This window comes from Pseudomonas sp. PA-5-4B (assembly GCF_021606215.1).
Taxonomy (GTDB): Bacteria; Pseudomonadota; Gammaproteobacteria; order Pseudomonadales; family Pseudomonadaceae; genus Aquipseudomonas; species Aquipseudomonas edaphica.
The window spans coordinates 21,763-37,592 of record NZ_WKDB01000023.1; the positions used below are offsets into that span (position 1 = coordinate 21,763).

At 60.1% G+C, this 15,830-nt stretch carries 11 protein-coding genes; all 11 read right to left on the reverse strand.

Features of this window, described 5'->3' with window-relative positions:
- Positions 1-11: 11 nt before the first annotated feature.
- The gene (locus GIW28_RS13490) at positions 12-1,184 is read right to left on the reverse strand and encodes an alginate O-acetyltransferase (protein WP_138452514.1); all 1,173 of its coding nucleotides are present in this window, start codon (positions 1,182-1,184) and stop codon (positions 12-14) included.
- 11 nt (positions 1,185-1,195) lie between these two features.
- Positions 1,196-2,728: an MBOAT family O-acyltransferase gene (locus tag GIW28_RS13495; protein WP_170036295.1), complete on the reverse strand. Its 1,533-nt coding sequence runs from the start codon at positions 2,726-2,728 to the stop codon at positions 1,196-1,198.
- Positions 2,729-2,828: 100 nt separating this feature from the next.
- Positions 2,829-3,938, reverse strand: coding sequence for a mannuronate-specific alginate lyase (locus GIW28_RS13500; RefSeq protein WP_056858951.1), 1,110 nt, complete (start codon positions 3,936-3,938; stop codon positions 2,829-2,831).
- Between the two features lie 8 nt (positions 3,939-3,946).
- Complete coding sequence (locus GIW28_RS13505) at positions 3,947-5,395, reverse strand: alginate O-acetyltransferase (protein WP_177033745.1); 1,449 nt, start codon at positions 5,393-5,395, stop codon at positions 3,947-3,949.
- Positions 5,396-5,406: 11 nt separating this feature from the next.
- Positions 5,407-6,975 carry a mannuronan 5-epimerase AlgG gene (algG, locus tag GIW28_RS13510; protein WP_236447606.1) on the reverse strand — a complete coding sequence of 523 codons (1,569 nt, stop codon included), beginning with the start codon at positions 6,973-6,975 and terminating at the stop codon, positions 5,407-5,409.
- Entirely contained in the window at positions 6,975-8,462 is a 1,488-nt protein-coding gene (locus GIW28_RS13515; protein ID WP_236447605.1) for an alginate export family protein, read from the reverse strand. The genes algG and GIW28_RS13515 overlap by 1 nt, the downstream gene beginning before the upstream one ends.
- A complete protein-coding gene (gene algK / locus GIW28_RS13520; RefSeq protein ID WP_236447604.1) occupies positions 8,459-9,982 on the reverse strand; it encodes an alginate biosynthesis TPR repeat lipoprotein AlgK in 1,524 nt (507 codons plus the stop codon). The genes GIW28_RS13515 and algK overlap by 4 nt, the downstream gene beginning before the upstream one ends.
- Before the next feature lie 9 nt (positions 9,983-9,991).
- Complete coding sequence (locus GIW28_RS13525; RefSeq protein ID WP_236447603.1) at positions 9,992-11,158, reverse strand: alginate biosynthesis protein Alg44; 1,167 nt, start codon at positions 11,156-11,158, stop codon at positions 9,992-9,994.
- A gap of 36 nt (positions 11,159-11,194) precedes the next feature.
- A complete protein-coding gene (gene alg8 / locus GIW28_RS13530; protein ID WP_032865428.1) occupies positions 11,195-12,676 on the reverse strand; it encodes a mannuronan synthase in 1,482 nt (493 codons plus the stop codon).
- Between the two features lie 83 nt (positions 12,677-12,759).
- A complete protein-coding gene (locus GIW28_RS13535) occupies positions 12,760-14,076 on the reverse strand; it encodes a nucleotide sugar dehydrogenase (RefSeq protein WP_236458959.1) in 1,317 nt (438 codons plus the stop codon).
- A gap of 878 nt (positions 14,077-14,954) precedes the next feature.
- Entirely contained in the window at positions 14,955-15,734 is a 780-nt protein-coding gene (yaaA, locus tag GIW28_RS13540; protein WP_099548424.1) for a peroxide stress protein YaaA, read from the reverse strand.
- Positions 15,735-15,830: the final 96 nt, after the last annotated feature.

Below are 15,830 nucleotides of genomic sequence, written 5' to 3' on the forward strand. Positions count from 1 at the left end.
TTACCTCTCTTTCAGTTTTGCGCCCGGTCGGGCGTCTCGGATTTTTGAGTGTTCAAAGCCATGTTCTGTTGGCGCGAACCGGCTTGTTTAAGCTGCGCAACCCACTGCGGGTCGGCATCACCGATTTCGTTGTTGACGGGCAGATAACGTTCCGGAAACTCCCAGATCAGCACTTGGGGCGGGCTGTTCTTGAAATCATCGCTTTTCAGGTAGCTGAGCATCGGCAGGATCGGGCCGTGGCCGTCTTCGGAGTAGTTGATGACGTCGCTGTGCAAGGCTTGCTTGAGCGCGCCGACGAAGTTCCAGTTGGGGTTGGCGCTGTAGCTGGTGCCCACCAGTGCCACTGGGGTTTCACTGTCGGCAAACAGGGCGTCGTCGCCTTTGTTTTCCGCCAGGTGCGTGACGCGTTTTTGCAGCGGCTCTTTAGGCGGCATCAGGTTTTCAAACAGTGGGTCCAGCGGCAGGAACAGGCGCAGGTCGCCTTTGTGCGGTTCGGTTTTTTCGGCTTCGGTGACAAAGCGCTGTGGCTCACCGCTCAGCGGCGTCTTGTCGGCAATGGTCTTGGCCAACTGTTTGGCAGCGATCTCCGCACCGTCCGGGGTCCAGTGGGTATCGGTGCGCAGGAACACTTGCGTGCCGCCCAGCTTGGCCTGTTGCAGTGGGCCAAGCAGGTCAGGGGCGATGATCTTGTCGGCCGCGACACGGGCGTGGAAGTCCTCGTACAGGTTGGCGTGGATGCTCGCCGGTTTCACTTTACCCAGGTGTTCCGGGTACAAGCGCACCTTGGCCGGCACGATCGCCATCACCAGTTGGATGCCCTGGGCCTTGAGTTTTTGGCGCACGCCTTCGACCAGCGCGTAGTTGCCTTGCAGGTTCTGGTCCTCGTTGACGATGGGGTTGAATTCCTCGTCGCTGTACAACCAGTGGTCGCGGCCCAGCACCACGCCGGGGCGGCCCTCATTGAACAGCTTGTAGTCCAGCGCCGCCCAGAGGTTGGTGCCCAGGCGCTTGATCGGGAACTCATCGTCGTAGTGGGTCTCGACGGCCTTGGTCCAGCGGCCGTTGAGCACGGTGGCGTCGGCGTTGGTGCTGAAGCCGAAGAAGCTGCGCAGCGACCAGGCGCCCAAGGCCAGCAGCACCAGCAGGAACAGCGTGATATAGAGGACGCGAAATGAACGGGTCATGGTCGGCTCCCTCAAAATTGGAAGTAAAGGAACGGCGAGAAACTCTGCGCCGACAGTTTCAGAATCGAGGCCACGAACAGCAGCAGCACGGTGGCGCGCATGGCGTAGCGTGGCCAGTCAGCGGTCCAGTAGGCCGGTTGCACGGCGGCGTCCTGGCCCACGCTGAAACCGGGCTGGTGGATGCTGCCTGGGTTGTCGCCAGGCACTGCCTTGATCAGGCTCGGGTCGGCGGGTTTGGCTTTTTCGGCAGGGCGATTGTTGTAGAAATCGCGCAGGCCAAAGAACGCCAGTGTTGCGTAGGCCACCACCAGGGTTGCCACTTGCAGGCCAGTGAGGCTGGCGCGGTTGAGTTCTGACAGCGACCACTCGCCAAAGCTGAACATCGCACCGTACATACGGCCTGCGACGTGCAGGTTTTCGGCGCGGAAGATCACCCAGCCCATCACCACCAGCAGGAAGGTAAAGGCCCATCGAACCACGTTGAAACTGCGTGGCGCGGTATTCAGGCCGATGGCTTTTTCAATCGCCAGCCACATGCCGTGCCACGCGCCCCACACGATGTAGGTGATGTTTGCGCCGTGCCACAGACCACCGAGCAGCATGGTCAGGAACAGGTTGCGATAGGTGATCAGCGTGCCTTTACGGTTGCCGCCCAGGGTGATGTACAGGTAGTCACGCAGCCAGGTGGACAGGCTGATGTGCCAGCGCCGCCAGAACTCGGTGATCGACTGGCTGATGTACGGCTGCTTGAAGTTTTCCATGAAGCGGAAACCCATCATCAAACCCAGGCCGATGGCCATGTCGCTGTAGCCGGAGAAGTCGAAGTACAGCTGCGCGGTGTAAGCCAGCGCGCCGAGCCAGGCGTCGCCCGTGGTCGGGTTTTGCAGGGCGAAGCAATGGTCGGCCACCACCGCCAGGGTGTCGGCGATGAAGACCTTCTTGATGAACCCCTGCATGAACCGCGTGCAGCCCTCGGAGAACTTGTCGAGGGTGTGGGTGCGGTTGTTGAACTGGTCGGCCAGGTCACGGAAGCGCAACACGGGACCTGCAATCAGGTGCGGGAAGATCGCCACGAACGCCGCGAAGTCGATCAGGTTGCGGGTTGCCGGGGTATCGCCTCGGTACACGTCGATGATGTAGCTGATGGACTCGAAGATGTAGAACGAGATGCCAATCGGCAACAGCACGTGGGTGAGGATAAACGGCTCCAGGCCCGCCGACTTCATCATCACATTGATGCTGTCGACGCCGAAGTTGGCGTACTTGAAGTAGCCGAGGATGCACAGGTCGACAGCCACGCCGAGCAACAGCCAGCGCTGCGCTGGTTTGGTGCGCACGCCGGCGGCACCGACCTTGAGGCCGATCCAGTAATTCCACAGCGTCACGGCGGCGAACAGCGCCAGGAAGTCCACTCGCCACCAGGCGTAGAACACGTAGCTGGCAATCAGCAGCAGCAGATTGCGATAGCGTTGCCCGCTCAAGTAGTACAAGCCGAGAAAGATCGGCAAGAACAGAAACAGGAACACATTGGACGAGAAAACCATCCCGATCTCTCCATGTTTAACCAACAGTCAAGGGCCAACGGCCCCCCCAAACCCCCCACGAATCTGGGAGGGTGTACGCGTTCAGTGTGGGAGCTGTGTATCAGCTGCCTTTGTTGCCTTTTTCGTGCGTCGGGTCGTAGACCTTGGTCAGGTCACCGCCGAGGCGGAAGGTCTTGAACGGCTGCATGCCGTGCTTGCGCTCGATCACCTCCGGCGCGCAGGTGTAGAGGGTGCAGAAGGGCTCAAGCCAGGCAAATTTCATGTCTTCCTTGAGGTCCTTCATGTCCTGCTCTTTGCCGTTCTTCTGCTCGAAGATGTCCGGGTCTTTCACCCCGGCCAGCACCTTGTCGCCCAGGCGTTTGAGCGCGCCGTTATTTTCCTGGCGCAGGTCCACACCGTTGACCAGGGCAAAGCTGGCGATCATCGACAGCGGCGGCAGCGCGTAGTTGTGGTACGCCAGGGCGCGTTGCTGGCGCTTCAGTTCGTTGGGCAAGAACCCTTGGGCGTCCACCTGATTGGCGCCGACCTTGTATTCCTTCACCGCCCAATCAAACAGGTCGCGACGGTTGGTGGCGATGGACGTGGCCATCACCGACCAAGCGGCCCAGTAGGAGTGGTTGTTGGTTTTATCCAGGGGCAGGTTGTCCCAGTCGCTGACCACTTGATCGGCGAGTTTGTTGAACCAGGCCTCGATCAATTGCGATTCCTGCTGATGATTGGCCAGCGGGTGCGAGTCGGAGAACTTCAGGCGTACATAGGCCGAGGCCATGCTGCCCAGCGCCCATTTGCGCATGGACTTGCCGGTGTGGTTGAAGTCCTTGGACATCAACGCATCCGCTTTGGCCCAGCTCGTAAGCCAGTTGAGTGTGCATTCCAGCTGCTCCGGGCGGCCGTCGCGCATAAACTGCATCACGCGTTTGCTGGTGTCTTTTTCCAGCTTGGTGATGTCGGCAGTGCTGTCACGAAAGGCTTTTTCCGATTGCACATTCAGGGTGGCGCGGGCCTTGTCCGAGCCTTCGTACTTGCTGCGAAATTGCAGCGAGCCGGTGTACGGCGCCGGCATGGCGTCGCAGTCATTCTTGAAGTCGCCGGTCTTGAATGCTTCCACCGGGGCGAAATAGCCCTGGGGTGGACGCAGTGGTGCGGCGGCGTTGACTGTACCTGCGAACATCGCCAGGCCCAGCAGCGTTGGAATCAATAATTTCTGCATAAGTAACCTCACTTCCCAAGCTGGGCGGTCTGTTGACCGCTCGCCGGGAACACGTTGCGTGTGCAAATTTTCGCTTCGACTTTCTGCGCGGCAGTGCCCGCTTCGGGGCCTTGCACTTCCACGGCCAGCAAGTTCTGCGAGGCCCAGTCTTCATCGGTGCGCAGTTCAAAGGCGAAACGCCCGTCTGTATCGGATGTTTCGGGTTTCTCGATCTTGATGTCCTCGTGGCGCCCGTTCATGTACCAGAGGGTGGCTTGCAGGGTTTTCACCGACGGGTCGGCGAAGCGGATATCGACCTGATGGTTGGCGTTGCGCAGGTCTTTGTTCGAGCTGTTGACCATCAACTCGTTCTTGCCGGGTTTGAGCGTAGTGCTGGCGCTCATTTGCGCAGGCTTGCCTTCGCAGCCGTTGTCGAGCAGCGCCATCATCTGGCGGTAGATGGTTTCCTGGTCGAGGCGGTACAGCGGCGAGAATTCCCAGATAAGGATTTTCGGCGGGGTTTTCTGGAACTCGTCGCTGCCCAGGTACTGGATCATCGAACCTTCCAGGCCGCCGCCAGGGAAGGCGACGTTAAGGATGTCGGCACCGATTTCCTGCTCCAGAAAGCCGGCGAAGTTGTAGTTCTTGCCGCTGTGGCTGGTGCCCACCAGGGTGATCTGCGGGTTGCCCGAATCGCCGAACAGGTCGCCATCACCGGCTTCGCCTTTGGGCTCGGTGGTGAATTGGTCCATGTACTGGATCGCGTAGCTGGTGCCGCACAGTTGCCCGGCCATGTTGTGCAGGGTGCCGGTCTTGCCCATGCGCCCGGAGCGTTTGGTTTCGAATTCGCGCTTGGGAATATCGGCAAACTCGGGCATGGCCCGCACTTTGGCGCCGACGATTTTTGCCGTGCGCTGAGCGCCGTACGGGGTCCAGTGCTGGTCACCACGGAAGTAGAAATCGTGGGCCGGCAGTTCATCCGGCAGTTGCTCGTTGGTCAACGGCGACAGGTCCGGCACCACATAACCCATCTTGGCGAAACGGCCGAGCATGCTTTTGTAGTTGCCCAGCGCCTTGTCAAAATTGAACGCGGCTTTTTCCTCGGGGTTGAGCTTGTTGCGGTTCACCAGGCCTCGGGTCGGCTGGTACACCACCACCAGTTCCACGCCCTTGGCCTTGAACGCATCGTGCAGTTGCTGCATGCGTTTGTAGCCAGCGGGGCTGGTGTCGAATTCGGTGCGCAAATCTTCCTGGGTACGGAACAGCCAGTCGCCCTGGGCTTGCACCAGGGTGGTGAAGTTCTGCTGGTAGCGCGTGGTGTAGTTCTTCGCGTCATGGGCGGCCGGGCACAGGCTGCAGCACGGTTCGGCGGTAAAGGTCGGCGCCTTGATTTCGTCGGCGCGCACGCCCTGGCTGGCCGCCAGCAGGCCGAGGGTCAGACCCGAGAGGCTCAGCAGTTTGATCATGTGTGGGTGCATAAGGGTCATCCTCAGTCCTGCATTTGGGTCTGGCGTTCGACAGGGTCGATCAGCACGGCTTTCTGCTGGCGCACCAGCAGGTCGAGAATCTCTTCCTGGCGATCGCCCAGCACACCGGCAAAGCTGATGCCGCTGGATTTGGTCGGCGCCAGCATCGACACGCGGTACAGCTCGATGCTCAACGGCGAATCAATCGACAGCGGCCCGCTGCCGTTGCCGGCCAGCTCGCCGCCGACCACGATCAGCGAGACTTTCGCGTCAAACGGGTCGAGGGCGATGTCGCGGTCTGTGTCGGTCAAATCCTTGATGTGCCCGTACACGCCGGTCAGCCCGTTGGCCATGGCGGAGTTCTCGTACAGGCGAATGTTCACGCTGTTACGCACGCGGATGCCGTGGCGACGGTTGGCGATGACCTTGTTGCCCCACAACAGGTTGTCGCCGCTCTCATAGAGGGTGATGCCGTCGGTGTGGTTGCGGTAGATCTCGTTGTCGGCGATCAGGTTGTTGACGCTGTTACGGTCGATCACCAGGCCCGAGAGCTTGTTGTCGTAGCTGCGGTTGTTGAAGATGAAGCTGTCGTTGACCTCACGGGAAATGATGATCCCGTGCTTCTTCTTGGTGCCGTAGACGGTGTTGTCAGCAATGATCAGGCCGTGGGAACGGTCGTGCGGGTCGATGCCGTAGACGATGTTGTCTTTGTAGGTGTTGCCCTTGATCACAAAGCCCGTGGTCTCGTAGCAATAGAAGCCGTACCACATGTCCGAGAACTCGGAATCGATGATCCAGCCGGTCGGTTCCGCGCGCTTGAGCACCTTGGCCATGTTCGGCGTGTACTGGGAAATACTCACGCCGTAAGACTTACTGTTGGCGTAGCCGAAGCTGGCCATCTTGGTCTTGGAGATGTAGGTTTCGGTGCCGCCCCAGGCCAGCAGGAACGGGCGGAACTCCTTGGGCGACTTGAACAGCGCCGGGCCGTTGGTCTTTTCGTCCCAGCCGGTGATTTTGGTGTCACGCACAAACAGCTGGCCGTCGTTGATCAGGAACGAACCGGCTTGCTGGGACAGGCGCAGCTCCTGGGTCTGCTTGTCGATGTCGAGGATGCCTTTGCGCCCGACCACAATCGGCAGCTTGGCCAGAAACACGCCCGGCGAGGTTTCACTGAGGTACTGCTTGGGCACTTTGCCGAGCAGGTCCTTGAGGTTCAGGTAGCCGTCGTCGACAAAGATCGCCTGGGGAATGCCGTGCTGGCGTACCACCCATTCGGCCATCTTGTTATCGCCGCCGATAAAGTCCTTGAGCGCGTCTTCCTGCATCATGCGGCGGATGCTGACTTTGCCCGGTTTGCTGCGCACGATCTTCTTTTCCATAGCCGCTGCGGTGTAGCCAGTCAGGTCGGGCAGCGCAGGCTTGGGCAGTTCCAGCGGCGCGGTGGGCGGGCTGGAAATGGTGTAGGTCTTGGCCTGTTGCAGTTCCTTGGCGATGGTCGGCGCCTTGGCCGCCGTATCGGCAAACGCTGTGGCGCTGGCCATCAGCATTGCCGCGACGAGTAGGCTTTGAGCATTCATTGCGCAGGCTCCCATCAGAATTTCCAGATCACGTCGACAAACGCGCGGTGCATGTACGAGTCGACCTGGCTGCCGTAGGCGTCACCCGGCTTGAACACGCCTGCACGAAAGCGCACCAGTGCCGACGGCTCGTCGATCGACTGGCTGAGCGCGGCCGGCAGCAGGCCTTTCTTGAAGTATTTGGTGACCACCAGGTCCATCTCCTGACCCAGGTCTTTTTTGCCGTCTTCCAGCGGTAACGAGGTGCTGGACAGGATCGCGCCGGTCACGTCGTCGGTGTTGTTCTGCACCGCATCGATGCCGTTGCTGCCCACCGGCTTGTTGCCGTCCACGCGCCAGAATTTGTGATAGACCAGGCTGGCGTCGTAATCCTCGCGCAGCTGCCAGGAACCGAACAGGCTCATGGACTGCATGTTGTTCATCTCGCCGCGAAACGCTTCCCCAAAGCGATGCACGCGGGACTGGGTGCCGGTCCAGTTCGAACGGTTGCTTTGCAGGCCGTTCTGCTCGTACTCGGCGCTGGCACGGGAATAAGCCGCACCGACTTGCCACTGCGGGTCGAGGCGCAGGCGCACGCCGATGTCAGTGGCCCAGCCATTCACGTCGTCGCTGCGTTTGGCCTGGGTTGGGCGAGTGCCGTCGGCGTTCAGGGCGTTGACCGTGTCGCGGTTGCCTTTCATGCCGGTGACGCTGGCCCAGTAGTTGACCGTGTTTCTGTTGTTCAAGCTATAGGCGTCGCTGTTGGCTTCGATGCCGAGCCAGGTCAGGTCGCCGTTTTCGCGCTTGTCCAACGAGTCGGTCGCCACGCCCGGTTCCGGGTAGTCGAGCTTACCGTTGTCATGGGTGTGGTGGGCGCGCAAGCCGATCCACTGGCCTGGGGTCCACTGGTAGGCGGCGTCGGCGTAGAGGTGCTGGCGGTCCTTGTCCTTGGGCGACAGTTCCTTGAGGTCGGTGCGGTATTCGCTGAAGCGTTCGGCGACGCCGACATTGGCCTTGAGCAGGGTGGTATCGAAGGTCCAGTTCAGCGCTTCGATATTGGTGTCGCGCCATTGGCCGTCGTCATTGCGCAGGCGTTGGCGACCCAGCTTGAGCAGCTCGCCCGGGTAAGGCGTGAAACCGCTGTAGCCGACCCAGAACTCGCGCATGGCCAGGTAGTTTTTCTTGGACTTGCGGTCGTTGTTGGTGGTTTGCTGATTTTCGTCATCGGCCGATTGTTGCAAGGGGTCGGTCTCGATGATGTCACTCGACACGACCGCCTGACCCATGGCGTAGGCGCTCCACGCGCCGCTTTCGCCGTAGACCCACGGGCGCAGGTCGAGGCCGATGCCGTTCACATCGCCACCTTTTTGCGTGCCAAGGTCGCGGTCATCTTCGGACTGTGCGGTGGCTTTGACTTCCAGGCCGAAGTTCTTGGCTTCGGTCAGCGCGGCCAGGGTCGGGCACGACCACAGCAGGGCGAAGGTCAGGCCGATACCGGCCTTGACGAATGGGTTGAGCTTCATAGGGATTCCTCGCCGTCTTCTTCTTGCAGGGCGTGCAGTTGCAGCGTGCTCTGGGCCAGGGTGCCGCGCGTGGCCAGTTCCTGTTGCACCAGGCGTTGGCCTTCGGCGCGTTGTTCTGGCGTGAGCGGGGCTTCGAGCTGCGTGGCCAGGTCATTGGCCTCTGGCGTGTCCTGGGCTTTGGCCAATTGGCTGAAGACATAGGCGTTCAATGGGTCGGGCTTGGTGCCCTTGCCCTGGGAGAACAATTGCGCGATGGCGAAGTCGGCGCTGTTCTGGCCGTTGCGTGCAGCGGTCAGCAGGTGGTCGAGGGCTTTTTGCGAGTAGACCTTGCCCAGGTAGCCACGGCGGTAGATCTGGCCGAGGTAGTAATCGGCGGCGACTTCACGGCCCACGGCTTTCTCGAAATGCGCTTCGGCAGCCTTGGCGTCTGCCGGCACCCATTTGCCTTCGTAGTAGAGCTTGCCCAGCAACAGCTCGGCGCGCGGCTGGTCGGCGGCGCGGCCGTTGTCCAGGTACTTCATCATCTGGTCGACGTCGCCCAGTTCGGGGAAGTCGTAGAGCAGTTGCGCCAGGCTGACCCAGGAGGCCGGGTAGCCGGGGGCGATTTTTTCCAGCAGCGCCTGGGCGGTTTTTTCATCCGGCTGGCCGAGGGTCGCGTCACCCAATACGCGGGCTACGCTGTCGACACGCTGGGCGGTGACGGTGCCACGGGCGTAGCCGGCTTCGAGCTGCTTGAGCAGTTCGGCCTGTTTTTCCGGCTCGGCTTTTTTCTGGTAGACCGTGGCCAGTTCGACGTAGCAGATATCGGTGGTGTTCAGCGCCGCCTTGCAGATGCGCTCCACATCATCCAGGTGCTGTTCGTAGGTGCCCTGGGTGCGGTACAGCAGCACTTGGGCCAGGCCGGCTTCCGGATAACCCGCCGCTTGCCATTTGCTGATCTGCTGCTGGGCGTTCACGTTGGGGAAGCTGTGCGGGTATTGCAGGTACAGCATCGCCAGTGGGATCAGGGTGTTGCCTTCGCCATTGGCAAAGGCCTTTTTCAACAGGCCTTCGGCTTCGTGCTGTTCGGCTTCGGTAGCGCCGGGTTTGGCCACCAGCAGGCGGCCCAGACGTGCCTGGGCACGCGGCGACGTATCGGCGGCCGCGCGGTAAGTGGCCTCGGCCTGGCGGATCTGCTCGGGATCGCGGGTGGTGACCTGGATGTCAGCGAGGCCGACTTGGGCTTCGCTGTAGCCCAGGTCTGCCAACTGCTGGTAGTTCTGTTGGGCGGTGACCGTGTCGCCACGTTTGAGGGCTTCGTTGGCCAGGCGCTGGTCGGGCAGGCCGGCGCAACCGGCGAGGCTGACCGCCAGTGCCAATGTGCAGAATGCAGAGGCGAAGTGCGACCCGCTCTGTGTGGGAGCTGGCTTGCCTGCGATGCGGGCAACTCGGTCTTTCAGGTGCACCGAGTCGATCCCATCGCGGGCAAGCCCGACTCCCACAGTGCTCTGTGTTGTGCTTGAAATAGGGTTCACAGGCATGTCCTCCGCTTACAGACCGTGAGCCATGGCTTTATCGATCAGCCAGTTCAGCGAAGGGCCGCGGTCGCTGGTGACTTCCACTGGGCGCCCGGCATAGGTGCTGTCCAGCGGCGCGTCCGGCTTGATCTGCACGCGAATGTCGGAAGACAAGTCGGCGCTGTTCAGGCTGGTGCTGCTGACGATGGTGCCGGTACGGATCTGTTCTTCGTCGGCGACCTGGAAGTTCACCTGGGTACCTGGGCGCACGTCACCGAACTGGCGATAGGTAAAGCGCGCTTCCACATTGGCCTGGCTGCCGCGTGGCACCAGCTGGAAGATCACATCGCCCTTGCTGGCGTACTGGCCGTCAGCGACCAATTGCTGGGCGACCACGCAATCGCACGGCGAGGTCAGGGTGCCGGTCATTTGCTTGCCGAACAGCTCTTCAACCTTGGCCGGTTGCAGCTGGTCTTCGTCCAGATGGCCCTTGAGCACATCGAGCATGCTGGTGCTGAACGTCGCCAGTGGCGCACCTTTGGCTGCAACCGCGTCGCCTTTGAGCAGGCTCTGCACGGTGCCGTCGCGCGGCATGGTCACGTTCATGCCGGGCACGCTGACGAGGCCGGCCTGGGCGTGGCTGACGAAGTACATGCCGTACACCGACTTGAAGACAAAACCGAACGCGGCGAGGCCGACAATGAAGATCCCGGCGCTGAACACCACCGCGCGCAGGCGGCCGAACGCGGTCATGCCGCTACCGCCGTCCTTGACCTTGCGCGCCTTGGTGAAGTTGTCGCGTTGCAGGGTGGCCAGCACGTCGCCCATGGTCACGATGTCGCCGGACAGGTGCGAAGTGATCAGGTGGCGCAGGGTGGAAATATCCTGGGCGTCGAGGTTCTGGAACTGGCAACCGGTGCGGCCGCTCTGGCGGTCGTAGGAGCGAATCTGCAGCTCTACATCCATCGCCAAACCGAGGTTATCGATCACGAACTGCAGGCGGCCCTTGTGCACTTCACCGACGGTCAGCGGCTGGGTGGCGGTGAACGCCAGGCCACCGGCGGACAGGTCGATCACCCGTGCTTCGGTCTGGGTACGGTCGGTGTTGAAGAAGCGCAGCTTGGCCGGGATTTTGACCCGGGCATGTTGGCGCTGGGCTTCGGATTCGTGGACAACGTTGGCGTTTACTGGGCTGTTCATATGTTCGATTTCCTAGTTAATTCAGGCTTGGCTGGGTCAGACCATCATCAGCAACACGGCGACGAAAATGCTGCCGGCGGAGAAGGTCATGGTCCGAGACGACCAGGTGTTGAACCAACGTTGAAAGCTGGCCAAATCGCGGGTCAGTTTGGTGTCCTGGCGGGTCCAGGACTGTTGATCAAGGCGGAAGAACACGTAGATCTTCACCAGCGCGCCCATGATCTGGTTGTAATAGAGAATCACCGGGTAGGCCGGGCCGATCTTGTGGCCGGAGCACGACAGCAGCAGGGTCAGGATCAGGCGGGTGATACCGATCCACAGCAGGTACGCGAGGATGAACGCGCCGCCGTATTTGAAGGTGGCGATGATCGCCACGGTCAGGCCGAGCAGGGAGGTCCACATCGATACGCGTTGGTCGAACAACACGATGCTGGTGAACAGGCCCAACCGACGCATACCCAGGCCCAGGGCGCGGGAGTTCTGGCGCAGGTTGTTGCCGTACCAGCGGAACATCAGCTTGCGGCTGGCCTTGATAAAGCTCTTTTCCGGCGGGTGTTCCACGGTGTGGATCGCGGCGTCCGGCACGTAGAAGGTGTCGTAGCCCAGGCGCATCAGGCTGAACCAGCTCGACTTGTCGTCACCGGTCAAAAACTTGAAGCGGCCCAGGCGCCAGTGTTGCAGCGAGTCGCTTTCCACGTCGGCGATAAAGCCGGGGTCGGTCACCACGTTGGCGCGGAACACCGACATACGACCGGTCATGGTCAGTACGCGCTTGGACAGGGCCATGGAGCACATGTTGATGTGGCGTTGGGCGAAGCGCAGCTTGTGCCATTCGCTCATGATGTAGCCGCCGCGTACTTCGCAGAATTCGTTAGTGGTCAGGCCACCGACATTGCCAAACAGCTGGAACCACGGCACGGTCTTGCGCACTACGCCTTCGGCGAGCACGGTGTCGCCGTCGATCACCGCTACCACGGCGCGGTCGTCCGGCAAGTGGCGCGAAATGGCGCGGAAACCAAAGGCCAGGCCGTCGCGTTTGCCGGTGCCGGCGATGCGCACGAAGTCGAGCTTTACGCGCTCCGGCGGGTTCATGCGTTCCCACAGGCTTTTCACCAGCAGCTCATCGGACATCTCCACCAGCGAGCACACCACGGTGGTTGGGAAGCCGCACTCGATGGCTTCGCGAATCACCGAGCTGTAGACCTGCGCGGTGGTCAGCGCGTCGATACGGAAACTGGTGACCATCAGGAATACGTGGGACGGGTCGGCCGCCTTGCCCAGCTTGCGCACCTTGCGGCGCAAGTGCGGGTAGACCACGTACAGGAACAGCATGCCGCGAAAGAAATGCGTAGCACCCATCGAGTAGCGCCAGATACCGACGGCGCCAATCAGGAAAATAAAATTCTTCGACTGCGAGTCGAACGTACTGGCCGGCAACAGCAGGGCGAGACCCATCAGCAGGCTGAGGAAGAACAACCAGCCGGCCGATTGCAGTAATACATGTTTTAACTTGGACATAAGCGTCATCCGGAAGGGAAGGAGGCTTCAGGCTGCACGCGCTGGGGATAAAGACACGTGCAACCCGAAACTTGCCGTCGCTGTTACCAGCAAATGCCTTCGGTACGGCTGCTGACACTGGTGGCCTGGGACATGAAGCCCACCAAGTCGATCACCTGTTTGCCGTGAGGTGCGTTGTGCGCCAGGGCACGGAATTTCTCGTCACGGTTGCCGAGGATGATCACGTCGGAGTTGTTGATCACGTTGTCGAAGTCGGAATTGAGCAGGGACGACACATGCGGGATCTTGCCTTCGATGTAGTCCTTGTTCGCGCCGTGGACACGGGCGTATTCGACGTTGCTGTCGTAGATGCTCAGGTCAAAACCCTTGCCGATCAGCATTTCCGCCAGTTCGACCAGCGGGCTTTCGCGCAGGTCGTCGGTGCCGGCCTTGAAGCTCAGGCCCAGCAGGGCGACTTTGCGTTTGTCATGGCCGGCGACGATGTCGAAGGCGTTCTGTACCTGGGACTCGTTGCTGCGCATCAGCGAGTTGAGCAGCGGCGCTTCCACATCCAGCGAGCTGGCGCGGTAGGTGAGGGCGCGCACGTCTTTGGGCAGGCACGAGCCGCCGAACGCGAAGCCTGGGCGCATGTAGTACTGGGACAGGTTGAGCGTCTTGTCCTGGCACACCACTTCCATCACTTCACGGCCATCGACGCCGACGGCCTTGGCGATGTTGCCAATCTCGTTGGCGAAAGTGACCTTGGTGGCGTGCCACACGTTGCAGGTGTACTTGATCATCTCGGCGACGGCGATGTCCTTGCGGATGATCGGTGCATCGAGTTCTTCGTACAGCGACTGCAGGACATCGCCGGAGGCTTTGTCGAACTCACCGATGACGGTCATTGGCGGCAGGTCATAGTCGGCGATGGCGGTGGATTCACGCAGGAACTCAGGGTTCACCGCCACGCCGAAGTCGACACCGGCTTTTTTGCCGGAGCAGTCTTCCAGAATCGGGATCACTACGTTGGCCACGGTGCCTGGCAGTACGGTACTGCGCACTACGATGGTGTGACGGGTGGTTTTGTCACGCAGGACAAAACCGATCTCGCGGCATACCGCTTCGATGTAGTTGAGTTCCAGGTCGCCGTTTTTCTTGCTCGGCGTGCCCACGCAAATCATCGACAGGTCGGTATCGCGGATGGCGTCGGCGAAGTTGGTAGTGCCGCGCAGTCGACCGTTTGCGATGCCTTGGCTCAACAGTTCGCCCAGACCCGGTTCAACGATCGGCGATTTACCCGCATTGATCAGGTCGATCTTATCCTTGGAGATGTCTACGCCGACCACTTCATGGCCACGGGCAGACAGGCAACCGGCACAGACTGCGCCAACGTAACCCAAACCAAATATGCTGATGCGCATCGCAATTACCTCTTTGTTTAATACAGGCCATTAGATGGCTGGAGTTCATGTTTGCAAGCGTCACTGATGCCGCGAAAGTTGGGCGAATAGACGCCGACTTACCGCGTGCAGGCATGTTTAATGACGAGTGACTAATAAGTGCACCCAAGGTGTGCGCAACGTGGCCTTGTTATTGGAGCTTGCCCTCAAATGCAGCCGGCCTTCCTGGGAGAAGGGCCTGGCGTCAGTGCCGCAGGGCCTTGATAGAGGCTGATAGCCTTTAAATATCAATGTCTTGGGTTGTATCACTGACCCATTAGGGGAAGCTTGGCCTTGGCCTTACAGTGCGTGGCGATTCATCCTTGTCGCCGCTATCAACTAATCAATTGGCAATATGACTCCTGAGTCAAAGTTGAAATATGACAACTTTGCTACTTCCGTGGGTTGGTCATGTAAGTCATCTCTTACAGCAACAGAGAATTTCGTTACCGGTGGTATGAGCGGTGCTTTAGGGTGAAGTTCCTGGCCGCTCATCCTGTTTCCGGAAATTTCTTGAAATATTAGAAAAGATGGCACTGGTACTATATTGATAGCACTTGCTATTTGGGCGAGTGGATATGGGGAGTTGAAGAGAGGGGATAGTTTTGTGCCACTAGTGTTTGAAAAAAGTGGTGCCACTACGAAAAAAAATGACGAATGTCGAGTGAAAGATTCGTTAGGAATCTGCTTGAGGTTTTTTTGACGTCAAACAAATGACTTTTTCGACGTGGAATGCAGACAAAAATGTGGGAGCTGGCTTGCCTGCGATAGCGGAGTGTCAGGTAAAGAAATACTGACTGACCCACAGCTATCGCAGGCAAGCCAGCTCCCACAGTTGAACTACAGCGTGAGAGCGGGCGCTATTCCGGTGCGTGATCGCGCAGGAACACCAAATTATCCGGCTTGGACTGCTCCGCATTGAAGCGATAACCCTGCACATCAAACTGCTTCAGTTTGGCAGGATCATTGATGCGTTCTTCAATCACAAAACGGCTCATCATGCCCCGCGCCTTTTTGGCGTAGAAGCTGATGATCTTGTACTGGCCGTTCTTCAGGTCCTTGAACTCGGTGTTGATGATCCGTGCGTTCAGAGCCGTGCGCTTGACCGCCGAGAAGTACTCGTTGGAGGCCAGGTTGAGCAGCACGTCGTCGCCTTGTTCGGCCAGCGCTTCATTGAGCCATTCGCTGATGCGCGTGCCCCAGAATGCGTAGAGGTCTTTGCCGCGGGCGTTGGGCAGTTTGGTGCCCATCTCCAGGCGGTACGGCATCATCAGGTCCAGCGGGCGCAGCAGGCCGTAGAGGCCCGAGAGCATGCGCAGGTGGTCCTGGGCGTAGCTGAAGTCGGCATCGCTGAAGGTTTCGGCATTCAGGCCGGTGTAGACGTCGCCCTTGAACGCCAGCAGCGCCTGCTTGGCATTGGCCGGTGTGAAGGCCGGGGTCCAGCTGCCGAAACGGGCGGCATTGAGGCCGCCGATTTTGTCGGAGACGTGCATCAACTCGCTGATTTGCGCCGGGCTCAATTCGCGCAATTGTTCGATCAGCTCCTGGGAGTGGTCGAGGTATTGCGGTTGAGTGAAGCGTGGGGTTGCCGGCTTTGACTCGAAGTCGAGGGTTTTGGCGGGGGAAATCACCATCAGCATGAAGTTGGCTCCTGTAATCGTGGCAGGGATTCTAGGGGGTTGAGTGGTTTGACTCCACCTATGATGGCGATAGGCACGATCCGCTATGATGGGCGG

Bases quoted from the DNA above. Each gene is read 5' to 3' on its own strand.
- yaaA (WP_099548424.1), bottom strand. From the start codon at position 15,734: ATGCTGATGGTGATTTCCCCCGCCAAAACCCTCGACTTCGAGTCAAAG.
- GIW28_RS13535 (WP_236458959.1), bottom strand. From the start codon at position 14,076: ATGCGCATCAGCATATTTGGTTTGGGTTACGTTGGCGCAGTCTGTGCC.
- GIW28_RS13495 (WP_170036295.1), bottom strand. From the start codon at position 2,728: ATGGTTTTCTCGTCCAATGTGTTCCTGTTTCTGTTCTTGCCGATCTTT.
- algG (WP_236447606.1), bottom strand. From the start codon at position 6,975: ATGGGAGCCTGCGCAATGAATGCTCAAAGCCTACTCGTCGCGGCAATG.
- GIW28_RS13490 (WP_138452514.1), bottom strand. From the start codon at position 1,184: ATGACCCGTTCATTTCGCGTCCTCTATATCACGCTGTTCCTGCTGGTG.
- GIW28_RS13525 (WP_236447603.1), bottom strand. From the start codon at position 11,158: ATGAACAGCCCAGTAAACGCCAACGTTGTCCACGAATCCGAAGCCCAG.
- GIW28_RS13500 (WP_056858951.1), bottom strand. From the start codon at position 3,938: ATGCAGAAATTATTGATTCCAACGCTGCTGGGCCTGGCGATGTTCGCA.
- GIW28_RS13505 (WP_177033745.1), bottom strand. From the start codon at position 5,395: ATGCACCCACACATGATCAAACTGCTGAGCCTCTCGGGTCTGACCCTC.
- GIW28_RS13515 (WP_236447605.1), bottom strand. From the start codon at position 8,462: ATGAAGCTCAACCCATTCGTCAAGGCCGGTATCGGCCTGACCTTCGCC.
- algK (WP_236447604.1), bottom strand. From the start codon at position 9,982: ATGCCTGTGAACCCTATTTCAAGCACAACACAGAGCACTGTGGGAGTC.
- alg8 (WP_032865428.1), bottom strand. From the start codon at position 12,676: ATGTCCAAGTTAAAACATGTATTACTGCAATCGGCCGGCTGGTTGTTC.